The sequence below is a fragment of the Mesorhizobium sp. genome, from assembly GCF_004962925.1.
GTDB lineage: Bacteria > Pseudomonadota > Alphaproteobacteria > Rhizobiales > Rhizobiaceae > Mesorhizobium.
Genome location: NZ_SUEO01000029.1, coordinates 1 through 13,486, shown reverse-complemented (window position 1 = coordinate 13,486; position 13,486 = coordinate 1). Strand labels below are relative to the sequence as shown.

Annotated in this window: 12 protein-coding genes and 1 pseudogene; 10 read left to right on the top strand and 3 right to left on the bottom strand. The window is 62.7% G+C overall.

Features of this window, described 5'->3' with window-relative positions:
- A partial coding sequence (locus tag E5W87_RS09155; RefSeq protein WP_292396247.1) for an alkaline phosphatase PhoX occupies positions 1–846 on the top strand: 846 nt, incomplete at its 5' end.
- A 283-nt stretch (positions 847–1,129) separates the two neighbouring features.
- The gene (locus tag E5W87_RS09150; protein ID WP_292396244.1) at positions 1,130–2,167 is read left to right on the top strand and encodes a phosphatidylglycerol lysyltransferase domain-containing protein; all 1,038 of its coding nucleotides are present in this window, start codon (positions 1,130–1,132) and stop codon (positions 2,165–2,167) included.
- A 26-nt stretch (positions 2,168–2,193) separates the two neighbouring features.
- Here E5W87_RS09150 and E5W87_RS09145 read toward each other — a convergent pair.
- Both E5W87_RS09145 and E5W87_RS09140 read right to left on the bottom strand, forming a co-directional pair.
- A pseudogene (locus E5W87_RS09145) lies at positions 2,194–2,944 on the bottom strand (ABC transporter permease).
- On the bottom strand, positions 2,941–3,867 hold the full coding sequence (locus E5W87_RS09140; protein WP_292396241.1) for an ABC transporter ATP-binding protein: 927 nt from the start codon (positions 3,865–3,867) through the stop codon (positions 2,941–2,943). The pseudogene E5W87_RS09145 and the gene E5W87_RS09140 overlap by 4 nt, the downstream one beginning before the upstream one ends.
- Here E5W87_RS09140 and E5W87_RS09135 point away from each other — a divergent pair.
- The 8 genes from E5W87_RS09135 to E5W87_RS09100 all read left to right on the top strand — a co-directional run bounded on the left by E5W87_RS09135 (position 3,854) and on the right by E5W87_RS09100 (position 12,456).
- Positions 3,854–4,216 (top strand): hypothetical protein, encoded by a 363-nt coding sequence (locus E5W87_RS09135; RefSeq protein ID WP_292396237.1) that lies wholly within the window; start codon positions 3,854–3,856, stop codon positions 4,214–4,216. The genes E5W87_RS09140 and E5W87_RS09135 overlap by 14 nt on opposite strands.
- A gap of 104 nt (positions 4,217–4,320) precedes the next feature.
- Positions 4,321–5,691, top strand: a complete 1,371-nt coding sequence (locus E5W87_RS09130; protein ID WP_292396234.1) for a cytochrome ubiquinol oxidase subunit I — start codon at positions 4,321–4,323, stop codon at positions 5,689–5,691.
- Complete coding sequence (locus E5W87_RS09125) at positions 5,691–6,695, top strand: cytochrome d ubiquinol oxidase subunit II (RefSeq protein WP_292396232.1); 1,005 nt, start codon at positions 5,691–5,693, stop codon at positions 6,693–6,695. The genes E5W87_RS09130 and E5W87_RS09125 overlap by 1 nt, the downstream gene beginning before the upstream one ends.
- 128 nt (positions 6,696–6,823) lie before the next feature.
- The gene (locus tag E5W87_RS09120) at positions 6,824–9,370 is read left to right on the top strand and encodes a mechanosensitive ion channel family protein (protein ID WP_292396228.1); all 2,547 of its coding nucleotides are present in this window, start codon (positions 6,824–6,826) and stop codon (positions 9,368–9,370) included.
- Positions 9,371–9,600: 230 nt separating this feature from the next.
- Entirely contained in the window at positions 9,601–10,371 is a 771-nt protein-coding gene (locus E5W87_RS09115; RefSeq protein ID WP_292396306.1) for a transporter substrate-binding domain-containing protein, read from the top strand.
- 40 nt (positions 10,372–10,411) lie between these two features.
- On the top strand, positions 10,412–11,083 hold the full coding sequence (locus tag E5W87_RS09110; protein ID WP_292396226.1) for an amino acid ABC transporter permease: 672 nt from the start codon (positions 10,412–10,414) through the stop codon (positions 11,081–11,083).
- Positions 11,084–11,093: 10 nt separating this feature from the next.
- Complete coding sequence (locus E5W87_RS09105; protein WP_292396223.1) at positions 11,094–11,753, top strand: amino acid ABC transporter permease; 660 nt, start codon at positions 11,094–11,096, stop codon at positions 11,751–11,753.
- Complete coding sequence (locus tag E5W87_RS09100) at positions 11,731–12,456, top strand: amino acid ABC transporter ATP-binding protein (RefSeq protein WP_292396220.1); 726 nt, start codon at positions 11,731–11,733, stop codon at positions 12,454–12,456. Before E5W87_RS09105 ends, E5W87_RS09100 begins: the two co-directional genes overlap by 23 nt.
- Before the next feature lie 149 nt (positions 12,457–12,605).
- On the opposite strand, the gene msrA is transcribed toward E5W87_RS09100, so the two are convergent.
- Entirely contained in the window at positions 12,606–13,346 is a 741-nt protein-coding gene (msrA, locus tag E5W87_RS09095; protein ID WP_292396217.1) for a peptide-methionine (S)-S-oxide reductase MsrA, read from the bottom strand.
- Between the last annotated feature and the right edge of the window lie 140 nt (positions 13,347–13,486).

Sequence of the window (13,486 nt, the reverse complement as noted above, 5' to 3'; positions counted from 1 at the left end):
GCCGAGGACCGCGCCGCCAACATGGATATTCTCGACGACGGCACGCTCTACGTCGCCAAATTCGCCGAGGACGGTACACTTGAATGGCTTCCCATCGTCTTCGGCCAGGGCCCGTTGACGGCGGAGAACGGCTTTGCCAGCCAGGCCGACGTGCTGATCGAGACGCGCCGGGCCGCCGACCTGCTCGGCGCCACCAAGATGGATCGCCCAGAGGACATCCAGCCCAATGCCGCCAACGGCAAGGTCTATTTGATGTTGACCAATAATTCGAAGCGCAAAGCCGAGCAGGTCGACGCCGCCAACCCGCGTGCCGAAAACGCCTTCGGCCACATCATCGAGATATCAGAGGACGGTGGCGATTTCACTGCTGCCAAGGGCAAGTGGGAAGTGCTCTTGAAATGCGGCGATCCCTCGGTGGCCGAAGTCGGCGCCACCTTCTCTACCGCAACGACCGCCAATGGCTGGTTCGGCATGCCGGACAATTGCGCCATCGATGCGGCCGGCCGGCTCTGGGTCGCGACCGACGGCCAGGGCCCGAAGGCGACCGGCCGCACCGACGGCCTGTGGGCGGTCGATACTGAAGGCGAGGCGCGGGCGACCTCAAAGCTGTTCTTCCGCGTACCGATCGGCGCCGAAATGTGTGGTCCGCTATTCACGCCCGATGACCAGACCGCTTTCGTCGCCGTCCAGCATCCGGCCGATGGCGGCGAAGACTGGGAGCCTTTTGGCCGTCCCTCTTACTATGAGGACCTGTCGACCCGCTGGCCCGACTTCAAGCCTGACATGCCGGTGCGGCCGTCGGTCGTCGCCATCACCAAACAGGGTGGTGGCAAGATCGCGGTCTAGAGTTCATCTCGCTCCGAGGTCCACGCTGACAAATCGTGAAGGAGGGGTTTCGGCGCGACCGAAGCCTCTCTTTTTTATGCCCAATTACCAGTTTATGCCCAATTTCTGAGCTTCCGTTCCGTTCTCGCTGCCAACCAATTCATCGGTGTTCACCACGCCGGTTGCGCTCTAAAGGGGACATGCGCGATATGGTCGACAATCAGACCGCCCAATGCGACTGATTCGAAGCCCGCGGGCTGGCGGGTATTCCTAACAGCGAAGCGCGGCACGCGGAATCTCGACAATGCCCTCCTTGCGCATTCATTTCGACCGCCTGCTCGAGGGCGCCGCGCCCAAGGTCACCCGGCAGGAGCTGACGCATGTCGAGCGCCTGGCGCTGGTCCGCCGGCACGGCGATTTTTCGCTCGCCTATTCGACGGCCGTCCAGCGCAACCTTTCCTATTTCGGCGACGCTTACGGCTACATCGCCTTCGGCACCAAGATGAAGCACCATTTCGCGCTCGGCGACCCCGTGGCTCACCCGCCCGATCGGCCTGACTACATCAGGCGTTTCGTCGAGGCCGCCGATAACCCCTGGTTCGTGCAGATCGGCGAACAGACGGCGCGCGTGCTCGCCGGGCTCGGATACCAGGTCAATCGTCTCGGCGTGGATACGCGGCTGGTCCTGCCCGCCCATGATTTTTCCGGGAAGCGCAACGAAACCGTGCGCTATTCCGAGCGTTGGCTTCTGAAAAAGGGGTTTTCCTTTGCCGAGGACCAGCGGACCATCTTTCTCGACGAGATCCAGCGGCTATCGCAGAACTGGCGGGCGGACCGCATCGTCAAGCGATGGGAGATGGCCTTCCTCAACCGCCCCTTCAGCGATCATCTCGGCGTCGACATGCGCCGCTTCGTCCTGCATGGCCCCGATGGCGAGCTCGTGGCCTTGCTCGACTTCGATCCCCTGTTCAGCGGCGGCGAGGTGATCGGCTACACCACCTCGTTCAAGCGCAAGCATGTCGATGCCACGCCGCATGCCGAGATCGGCCTGACCAAATTCGCCGTTGACCGCTTCCGCGAGCAAGGCATCTCCGTCGTCACGCTCGGCCTGTCGCCGCTTGTCGACATCGGCCCCAGCGGATTTACCGAAAGCGACTTCTGGCGCGCCACCTTCCAACGCGCCTATGGTTCGCCATGGATCAATCGCCGCAAGTTCAACCTGCAGGGGCAAGCTGCCTTCAAGCGCCGCTTCCATGGCATCGAGGAGCCGACCTACCTCGCCTTCCGCAAGGGGACCTTCGTCGAGATGCTGGGGCTGCTCCGCCTGGTCAAGGCCATCTGAAAGCGGCCATTGACCCTATTGGCGGGTCAGTTCCGCAGCCGGTAGCCGGTCCTGAAAATCCAAGCGACGATCGCTATGCAGATAAGCAGGAAAACGACGGTCATGCCGAGGCTGATGCCGATCGAGACGTCGGACTTGCCATAGAAACTCCAGCGGAAGCCGCTGACCAGATAGAGGACAGGGTTGAACAGCGTCACCGTGCGCCAGACGCCGGGCAGCATGTCGATCGAATAGAAGCTGCCGCCAAGAAAGGTGAGCGGCGTGATGATCAGCAGCGGCACCAACTGCAGCTGCTCGAAGCTCCTCGCCCAAATGCCGATGATGAATCCGAACAGGCTGAACGTCACCGCCGTCAGCACCAGAAAAGCGAGCATCCAGAACGGATGCTCGATGGTCAGCGGCACGAACAGCGACGCCGTCGCCAGGATGATCAGGCCGAGTATGATCGACTTGGTCGCCGCGCCCCCGACATAGGCAATGATGATCTCCAGATAGGACACCGGCGCCGACAGCAATTCGTAGATCGAGCCGACGAATTTCGGGAAATAGATGGCGAAGGAGGCGTTGGAGATCGACTGTGTCAGCAGCGACAGCATGATCAGTCCCGGCGCCGTAGCTGACGCCGTCGATCTCGGTGATGCGCGAGCCGATGGCCGAGCCGAAGACGACGAAATAGAGCGATGTCGAGATAACCGGCGAGACGATGCTCTGCAGCACGGTCCGAAAGGCGCGCGCCATCTCCATCTTGTAGATCGCCCAGACTGCTCGCAGGTTCATGCGTCCTTCCTCACCAGATTGACGAAGATTTCCTCGAGCGAGCTGTTTTGCGTGTCGATATCGCGGAACTGGATGCCGGCCGTCTCGAGGTCGCGGAGCAGCGAGGCGACGCCGGGCCGTTCGCTCTGATTGTCATAGGTATAAGTCAGTTGATCACCGCCCGGCGAAAGCTCCAGCGCATAGCGCGAAAATGACTCGGGTATGGTGGCGAGCGGACTGCGCAGTTCCAGCAACAGCCGTTTGCGGCCAAGCGTGCGCATCAGTTCGGCCTTGTCCTCGACCAGCACGATCTCGCCACGATTGATGACGCCGACGCGGTCGGCCATCGCCTCGGCCTCCTCGATATAATGCGTGGTCAGGATGATGGTGACGCCATCCTCGCGCAGCCGGCGCACCATCGCCCACATGTCCTGGCGCAGCTCGACGTCGACGCCGGCTGTCGGCTCGTCGAGGAACAGCACCCTCGGTTCGTGCGACAGCGCCTTGGCGATCATCAGCCGCCGCTTCATGCCGCCGGACAGGGTGATCGCCTTGGCGTCCTTCTTGTCCCACAACGACAGGTCGCGCAGCACCTTCTCGACGAAGGCGGGGTTGGCCGGCTTGCCGAACAGGCCGCGGCTGTAACTGACAGTCGCCCATACGCTCTCGAACGCGTCGATGGTCAGTTCCTGCGGCACCAGCCCGATCAGGCTGCGCGCGGCCCGATAATCCCGGCCGATATCGTGGCCGTCCACCGTGACCGTGCCCGACGAGCGGTTGACGATACCGCAGACGATCGAGATCAGCGTCGTCTTGCCGGCGCCGTTCGGCCCGAGCAGCGCAAAGATCTCGCCGCGCTCGATATCGAGGTTGATTTCCTTCAGCGCCTTGAAACCGGTGGCGTAGGTCTTGGTGACCCCGGAAATGGAAATGATGGATGGCATGGTTGAAAAACGGCTGCTTGAAAGGAGGTCTGTTGATTTTAATCCGCTGAATGTCGGTGCGCGCAGCCGGAAGTCAATGGCACTACTGACAGTTCTGGACATTGGCCTGCGAAGACGCATCCACCCCTGCCGCAGTCGTGCGGTCGCACACCGGTCTGTTCACCAGGCGATACAAGGCAGAGCCGCACCGGCCGGCAATGCCGCCGCAGACGGAAAAGCGAGCCTTTTCCTGTCCGAAATGGATGAATGGCTCAGCAAGTACAAGCCCGGGACCTTGCGGGTCCAAGCGGGTCGGAATGTTCACCGTGACGACGACTCCGCAGACGATCTAGTCCAACGTCAGGGATGAATAATCCCGTCCTGCGGCGTTCCGCCTCGCGTGACGCCACGCCGCTTTGACCGGTTGGCGCATCCGGCCTATCTTCTGCCACATAAGCAGCAGCCGGAGCCGCCATGGACCCGCTCATCCTTTCGCGCATCCAGTTCGGCGCGAATATCTCGTTCCATATCCTGTTTCCGGCTATCACCATTGCGCTTGGCTGGATGCTGCTGTTCTTCAAGCTTCGCTATAACGCCACAGGCGATTCCGCCTGGATGCGTGCCTATTTCACCTGGGTGAAGGTGTTTGCGCTGTCCTTCGCCATGGGCGTGGTTTCGGGCGTCACCATGAGCTTCCAGTTCGGCACCAACTGGCCGGGTTACATGGAGACCGTCGGCAACATAGCCGGCCCGCTGCTCGCCTATGAGATCCTCACCGCTTTCTTCCTCGAGGCAGCGTTCCTCGGCATCATGCTGTTCGGCTTTCGCCGCGTCTCCAACCGCATCCACACGCTGGCAACCGTGCTGGTGGCCGGCGGCACCACCCTGTCCGCCTTCTGGATCATCGCGCTCAATTCGTGGATGCAAACGCCGGTCGGCTTCGAGATGCGCGACGGCGTCGCCCACGCCGTCGACTGGTGGGCCATCGTCTTCAATCCGTCCATGCCCTACCGGCTCGTCCACATGCTGCTTGCCTCGGGCCTGACGGTTTCGTTCCTGATCGCCGGCCTGTCGGCGCTGCGCTATCTCTATGGCGACCGCTCGGAATCGATGTGGAAGGCGTTGCGCACCGGTGTCTTCACCGCGGCGATCCTGATCCCCATCCAAATCTTCGCCGGCGACCAGCACGGCCTCAACACGCTGGAGCATCAGCCGCAGAAGATCGCCGCCATGGAGGCCAACTGGAACACCGGCCCCAACGTCCCGCTGGTCCTTTTCGCGCTTCCCGACGAGGCGGCCAAGGAGAACAAATTCGAGCTCGCCATCCCCGACGGCGCCAGCTTCATCCTCAGGCACAGCGCCAGTGGGGTCGTGCCGGGGCTGAACGACTATCCCGGCAACCATCCGCCGGTCTTCCCGGTGTTCTGGGGTTTCCGCATCATGGTCGGTACGGGTATTCTGATGCTTGTCGTCTCCTGGTCGGCGGCCTTTTTCCTCAAGCGTCGTCATAGCCTGCCGAAGCCGCTGGCCCTGCTGATGGTTCCGATGGCGTTGTCCGGTTGGCTGGCGACGCTGGCCGGCTGGTACACCACCGAGATCGGCCGCCAGCCCTGGCTGGTCACCGGCGTGCTGAAAACTGTCGATGCCGTCGGCCCGGTCGCCGGCAGCCATGTCGCGCTGACGCTTGCGATATACCTCATCCTCTACGTGCTGCTTCTGATCGCCTATCTCGGCGTGCTGGTGCATTTGGCGCTGAAGGCTGCGAAAGACGGCGACGCCTCGCCGCTGCCCGGCGTTCTCGACGCGCCGCTGTCGCAGCCGGTTGCCCAACCAGGAGAACGGTGATGACCTTCGATTGGCCGACCCTGCTCCCTTTGATCTTCGCCAGCCTGATGGGCCTCGCCATCCTGATCTATGTCATCCTCGACGGCTTCGACCTCGGCATCGGCATCCTGTTCGCGGTGGCCGAGGATGCCGAGCAGGACACGATGATCGCCGCGATTGGCCCGTTCTGGGACGCCAACGAGACCTGGCTGGTGCTGGCCGTCGGCCTGCTGCTGGTCGCCTTTCCGCTGGCGCACGGGCTCATCCTCGGCGCGCTCTATATCCCGGTCTTCCTGCTTCTGGTCGGCCTGATCCTGCGCGGCGTCGCCTTCGATTTCCGCGCCAAGGTGCCGGCCGGCAGGAAGCACCGCTGGAACCGCATCTTCTTGCTCGGTTCGGTCATCGCCTCGCTGGCGCAGGGCTACATGCTGGGCGTCTATGTGCTCGGGCTCGATTTCGGACTGGCGGGCATGGCGTTCGGCGCGCTGGTGGCGCTCTGTCTTTCGGCGGCCTATGCGGCGATGGGAGCGGCGTGGGTCATCTACAAGACGGAAGGCGAATTGCAGAAGAAGGCGGTGCTCTGGCTGCGCCGGGCGCTGGTGCTGACCGCGCTCGGCATGGGCGCCGTGTCGCTGGCCACGCCTTTTGCCAGCCCGCGTATTTTCGACAAATGGTTCGTCTGGCCCGCCATGCTCTATCTGTCGCCGCTGCCGATCCTGTCGGCGGTGCTGTTCGGATGGCTGTGGTGGCAGACCTTCCATCTGCCGAAAGCGGACGATCGCCATGCGCTCATGCCATTCCTGACGCTGGCCGCCATCTTCACGCTCGGTTTTGCCGGGCTTGCCTGGTCGTTCTATCCCTTCGTCGTGCCCGACAGGCTGACCATCTGGCAGGCGGCGTCGGCGCCCGAAAGCCTCGCCATCATCCTGGCCGGCACGGTCGTCGTGCTGCCGATCATCATCTTCTATTCGTTCTATGCCTATCGCGTCTTCGGCGGCAAGGCGACGGATCTGACGTACGATTGACCGGCAAGCGCCGCGATCCGGCGATGTTCCATGACCCTGCGGAAACAGAATATTCACCTTCCGCGGCAATAACCCTTCTTCGACAGAGTCCCGCCCCCTGCTGCACGGGCGAGAAGAAGGACAATGCAATGAGCGGTGTCCCCGTCGCATCAGCGAGACAAGATCGGCTGGTCCTGGCCCGCATGGTCGCTCTGATCGTGGCGCTTGCCTTGGCCGGCCTGCTGCCTTTCCTGCAGCCGGCGCATGCCCAGGAAACGGCCAACTGGACCGGTGTTTGGGATACGAAATGGCGCGGCGGCGGCGCCGAGATCACGTTCGAGCAGACCGGCACCGAGGTCAAGGGCGTCTATCCGCTCTATAACGGCCGCATCGAGGCGAAGGCTGAAGGCGAAAATCTTGTCGGACGCTGGTTCGAGGGCGATCGCCAGGGCGCTTTCCTCTTCGTTCAGTCACCCGACGGCGAGAGCTTCATGGGGCGCTTCGAAACCGCTACTGCCGAATGGTGGACGGGCGTGCGCGTCAGTGCCGTCGAGGACATCCGTGTCGACCAGGCCAGCCCGATGACGACCATGCGCTCGTTCCTGCAGGCGATGAACGAGAGCGGCGCCGACAATGTACCGCGCGCAACCGGCGGCGGCATGGGCCTCGCCGCCAGGGCGGCCGGGCTGGTCGATGTCGCCGAGGCCGACCGCGGTGGCCTCAACATGCCCGACTACACCACGCTTTTGTTCAATGTCATCGACAATGCGACCTTCCGCCTCTGGAGCTTGCCGCACGACGCGATCGCGGGCGACGAGGTGAGCGCCAAGCTCCAGCAATATGGCACCAACGTCTCCTTCGACGTCACCTTCCGCCGCAGACAAGGCGAGTGGTTCATCGTCGGGCCGCCGTCCGGCCTGCTCCAGGCCAAGCTCGCCGAATTCCAGGCGGCGCGCGGCGAAGCCGTCGACTGGGTCGACGATCCAGCCAAGCTGGCCTCGCCACGCGATACGTTTAAGGTGCTGCTCAGCGGCGTCACCGAGGCCGGCAACATGGCGCAGGCGGCGCTCAATCTGCGTGACTACAATCCGGCAGTGCGCGCCGACGAGGCGGTCCTTCTCGAGCGCTATCTGAAGAAGGTCATCGATCGTATCGGCTATGTCTACTGGCAGGAAATTCCGGACGATCCCAAAAGCAACACGCCCTACGTCTACTTCGAGCATCCGTCCGGCAACATCGTCATCGGCCCGGTGGAAACGGACAACAGCAAGATCTGGCAATTCACGCCCGAGACGCTCGCCAACATCCGCACGCTCTACGCCGATGTGGAAGAGGTCCCGGTGGCACCGGAATTCGCCGCTTTCGCCAGCAACGACCCGTTTTTCGCCACGCGTGGCCTGGCGCGCGAGATCAGCCCCCGCCTGCTTACCCGCGCCGGACCGATGGAGCGCTGGCAATGGTGGATGCTCGGCCTCGCAGTGCTGGCCGGCATTGCCTTCGGCTTTATCGCCAATGCGGTCATTTCCTTTTTTGCGCCCAGCCAGAACCGTTCGCAGCGGTCGGGCTTCCTGCGCGTCGTCGAATGGGCGGTGCGCTCGATCTTCCTAGGTCTTTTCCTTTTGGTGGCATTGCGCCCGCTCGGCCTGCCGCAAGTGGTCGCAGCACCAGTGAAGGCAGTGGCCTGGAGCCTGATCGTGATCGGCTTCGTACCGGTGGTCTGGCACCTGATAGGCAAGATCGCCGATCGTTACCGCAATATGTGGCAGGTGCCCGGCTATCACGACACGCTGATTTCGCTGTCCACCGGCGTGGCGCGCGTGGCCGTGCTGGTCGTCGCCTTCCTGCTGTTGGCCGAAGTGCTCGCAATCCCTTACGAGGGCGTCATCGCCGGTCTCGGCATCGGCGGCCTCGCCGTGGCGCTGGCGGCGCAGCCGACGCTGCAGAATTTCCTCTCTGGCCTTACGCTCTATGCCGATCGGCCGGTCAGCGTCGGTGACTTCTGCAAGTTCGGCGGTCAGTCGGGCACCATCGAGCATATCGGCATGCGCTCGACGCGTATCCGGTCGCCCGACCGCACGATCATCTCGGTGCCGAATTCGGACTTCGCCGGCATGCAGATCGAAAATTACGCGCATCGCGACCGCACCCGCTTCGCCACGACGCTGCAACTGCGCTACGAGACCACGCCCGATCAGTTGCGCTATACCTTGGCCGAGCTGCGCAAGCTGCTGATCGCGCATCCGCGTGTCATCGACGATCCGTGCCACGTGCGCTTTGTCGGCTTCGGCCCCTATTCGCTCGACATCGAGGTGTCGACCTATGTCATGACGGCGGATGGGTCTGAGTTCCTCGCCATACGCGAGGACATCCTTTTGTCCATCATCAACATCATGGACGATGCCGGCACGCAGTTCGCCTTCCCCTCGCAGTTGGAGTACACCGCCGCCGATCTGCCGGCCGACGAGGAAAAACGCATCGCCGCCGAGAAACGGGTCAGCGACTGGCGCGAGGCGCAAAACCTGCCTTTCCCCGACTTCAGCCAGATCGAGAAGCTCGCCCTCAACAACACCCACGCCTACCCGCCGCAAGGCTCGGCTCAATACAGTGAGAAGAAGCCAGCCCCGACATCGACTGCGGCCGGGGCGACGCCGGAAAAGCTGCGCTGGAGCCTGCCCTGGCGCAAAGGTACGGCATAGCGGACCGTCCGCTCCGCACGACGCCAAATCCGCCACATCAATTATCTGCACAATATTTAGGCAGCCTGCCAGTCGGGCGGCATTGGGTCGTGAAGACGGCCTTACCAATCCTACAGGGGAAGCCCGATTCGCGCCGATTTCGATGGTTTGGCATGTCTGTTGCTTTGCCCTGGCGACCAATTGCTTTTGTCCAGTCAAAGGGGAAAATAATGAACCGTCGCAATGTGTGCATGCTGGCCTTGGCCGCCGTGGTCGGAATGGCCATGGCTCCGTCTTCGCAGGCGCGGGCTGACGTCTTGAGCGACATCGGCGCGCGCGGCACCGTCCGCATCGCCGTTCCACAGGATTTCCCGCCCTTCGGCAGTGTTGGCGCCGACATGACGCCGCAAGGCTACGATATCGATATCGCCAATCTGATTGGCGAAAAGCTCGGCGCCAAAGTCGAGATCGTCCCGGTCACCAGCGCCAACCGCATTCCCTATCTTCAGACCAACAAGGTCGACCTGGTCATCTCCAGCCTCGGCAAGAATCCCGATCGCGAGAAGGTCATCGACTTCTCCGAAGCCTACGCCCCCTTCTACAACGGCGTGTTCGCTCCGGCGGATGTCGCAGTCGCAAAGGCGGAAGACCTCGCCGGCAAGACCATTGGCGTCACCCGCGGCGCGATCGAAGACCTCGAACTGACCAAGGTCGCGCCCGCGAGCGTTGAGATCAAGCGCTACGAGGACAATAACGGCACTATTTCAGCCTTCCTTTCGGGCCAGGTCGAGGTGATCGCGACCGGGAATGTCGTCGCCGCCGCCATCATCGAAAAGAACCCGCCCAAGCGGCCCGAGCTCAAATTCCTGATCAAGAACTCGCCTTGCTACATCGGCATGAACAAGGAGGAGCCGGCGTTGATGGCCAAAGTCAACGGGATCATCGCCGCCGCCAGGTCCGACGGCGCCCTCAATGCGATTTCGCAAAAATGGCTGAAGGTGGACCTGCCGGCTGACCTGTGATCGCCGCCCGCCGCGTGTGGTTTAGGTCAGACAGCAAGCCATGACCTATCACTTCGATTTCGGCTGGCTGATCGAGTCTCTGCCGGTGCTGCTCAAGGGTATCCGGATCACCGTGCAGCTCATCCTGATCGGCGCGGTGTTCGGCGTGGCATTGGGCATTGCCTGCGCCTGGGTGCGCGCGCTCGGGCCGAAATGGCTGAAACCCGTCGTCGCGACCTATGTCGAGCTGATCCGCAACACGCCCTTTCTGATCCAGCTATTCTTCATCTTCTTCGGCCTCCCATCACTTGGCATCAGGATGTCGGAACTGAGCGCGGCCAACCTCGCGATGATCGTCAACCTCGGCGCCTACAGCTGCGAGATCATCCGCGCCGGCATCCAGGCCACGCCGCGCGGCCAGTTCGAGGCCGGCGCCAGCCTCGCCATGACCCCGTTCCAGACCTTCTGGCACGTGGTTCTGGTCCCGGCGCTGCAGCGCATCTGGCCTGCGCTGTCGTCGCAGATCGTCATCGTCATGCTTGGTTCGGCCGTCGTTTCGCAGATTGCCGCCGAGGACCTGACCTTTGCCGCCAACTTTATCCAGTCGCGCAATTTCAGGGCCTTCGAAACCTACATCGTCTCCACCTTGATCTACCTGGCCCTCGCCATCCTGCTGCGCCAGCTGCTGGCCGGCCTGGGCTGGATGCTGTTTCCGAGGAAGGCGTCGCGATGAGACATGCGTCATGATCGAGTTCAGCTTCTGGGACATCCTGCGCAACCTGCTTTTGGCCGCGCGCTGGACCGTCCTGCTCTCGCTGGTCTCCTTCATCGGTGGCGGCATGGTCGGCGCAGCCCTGCTTTTCCTGCGCATCGGCGGCCAGCGTTGGGCGCGGCTTCTGTCACGCGGCTACATCCAGCTGTTCCAGGGCACGCCGCTCCTGATGCAGCTCTTTCTAGCTTTCTTCGGGCTTGGCCTGTTCGGTATCGACGTTCCCGCCTGGCTTGCCGCTTGTGTCGCGCTCATCCTATGGACCGCCGCCTTCCTCGCCGAGATCTGGCGCGGCTGCGTCGAGAGTATCGCCAAGGGCCAGTGGGAGGTGTCCGCCAGCCTCGGCATGGGTTATCTCCAGCAGATGCGCTACGTCATCCTGCCGCAGGCGCTGAAAGTGGCGGTGCCACCGACGGTCGGCTTCTCGGTGCAGGTGGTGAAGGGCACCGCGCTCACCTCCATCATCGGCTTCGTCGAGCTGTCGAAGGCCGGTTCGATCGTCACCAACGCAACGTTCCAGCCGTTCACCGTCTATGGCCTGGTTGCGCTCATCTACTTTGCTTTGTGCTGGCCGCTGTCGAAATCCAGCCAGCTCCTGGAAAGGAAGCTCAATGTCGCTCATCGCAATCACTGAGGTGAAGAAGCGCTTCGGCGACAACGAGGTGCTGAAGGGGATTTCCATCGACGTTGCGCCGGGCGAGGTCGTCGCCATCATCGGCAAGAGCGGTTCGGGCAAGTCGACGCTGCTGCGCTGCATCAACGGGCTGGAGACCATCGATGAAGGCTCGATCGTCGTCGCCGGCGCCCAGTTCCTGCCCGACGAGGTTCATCTCAAGGCGCTGCGCCTGAAGGTCGGCATGATTTTTCAGCAATTCAACCTGTTCCCGCATCTCACGGCCGGCGGCAATGTCATGCTGTCGCAGATGGTGGTGAAGAAGACGCCGAAAAGGGACGCCGAAGCGGTCGCGCGGAAAATGCTCGACCGCGTCGGTCTCGCCCACAAGTTCGACGCCTTGCCGGACGAATTGTCCGGCGGCCAGCAGCAGCGCGTGGCGATCGCCCGGGCGCTCGCCATGCAGCCCATCGCGCTGCTATGCGACGAGATCACCTCGGCGCTCGACCCCGAACTCGTTGCCGAAGTGCTGGCCGTCGTCAAGGAATTGGCCGCGGAAGGCATGACGCTGGTGATGGTCACCCACGAGATGCGCTTCGCCCGTGACGTCTGCTCGCGTGTCGTCTTCATGCATCAGGGCCGCGTCCACGAGATCGGCGCCCCCGAGGACGTCTTCGCCAACCCGAGGACGCCGGAGCTCAGGCAGTTTCTGGGCGTGCAATAATCCATGTCGCCTAAAAGTGCGCAGCGGTTTTTGGGATAACGACATGGAAAAAACAAAGACTTAAAGCGCGTCGCATGAATCCCATCACGCGCGACGCGCTTTAAGCGGGCATTGCTGCCCGCCCGCTGCCCTAAGCGCGTCGTAAAAACTCAGCTCTTGTTGGCGGCCATCACCAGCACCGGCTTCTCGCTATAGAGATCCGGGAAGAGCGTCTTCAAATTCTCGACCTTGGGCAGGTCGTTGTAGACGATGTAGGGATAGGTCGGGTTCAGCGTCAAAAAATCCTGGTGATAGTCCTCGGCCGGATAGAATTTTTTTCCAGTCTCCAGCGTGGTCACGATCGGCTCTGGAAACACCTTGGCCTTGTCGAGCTGGGCGATATAGCTCTCGGCAATCTTCTTCTGGGCGTCGCTTTCGGCAAAGATCGTCGAACGGTATTGGGGGCCGCGGTCCGGACCCTGGTAGTTCAGCTGCGTCGGATTGTGCGCGACCGAGAAATATACCTGCAGCAACTGGCCGTAGGTCACCTCTGTCGGCTCGTAGGTGATCTCGACGGCTTCGGCATGGCCGGTCCGGCCGGTGCCGACCGTCTCGTAGACGGCGGCATCCTTGTCGCCGCCGGCATAGCCGGAGACGGCGCTGGTCACGCCCTTGACGTGCTGGAACACACCTTGCACGCCCCAGAAGCAGCCGCCGGCGAATATCGCTTTCTTGGTGCCGCCGGCGGGTTTCTCGTCCATCGCCGGCGGCGGGATCACCACCGCCGCCTCGGCCGAGATCGCCGGCGTCTGCCACAAGGCGGCGCCGGCGGCCGCGAGCATCAGCGCCGCAAGCGCGCTCCTGACGAAGCTCGCAGACCGTCTCGCAACTGGTTCTCGAATACCGGTCATGTCTGATCTCCCATGATGGTGTTGTGACTATAGAACATTTGGGTCCGCCGGCGTCTCACATTGCCGTGCATATGGGGCCGTGCGTCTTGGATTGCTGCGCCGGCGCAGGGTTGCCCGCGCCGGGCCGCCAGGGACTGCAG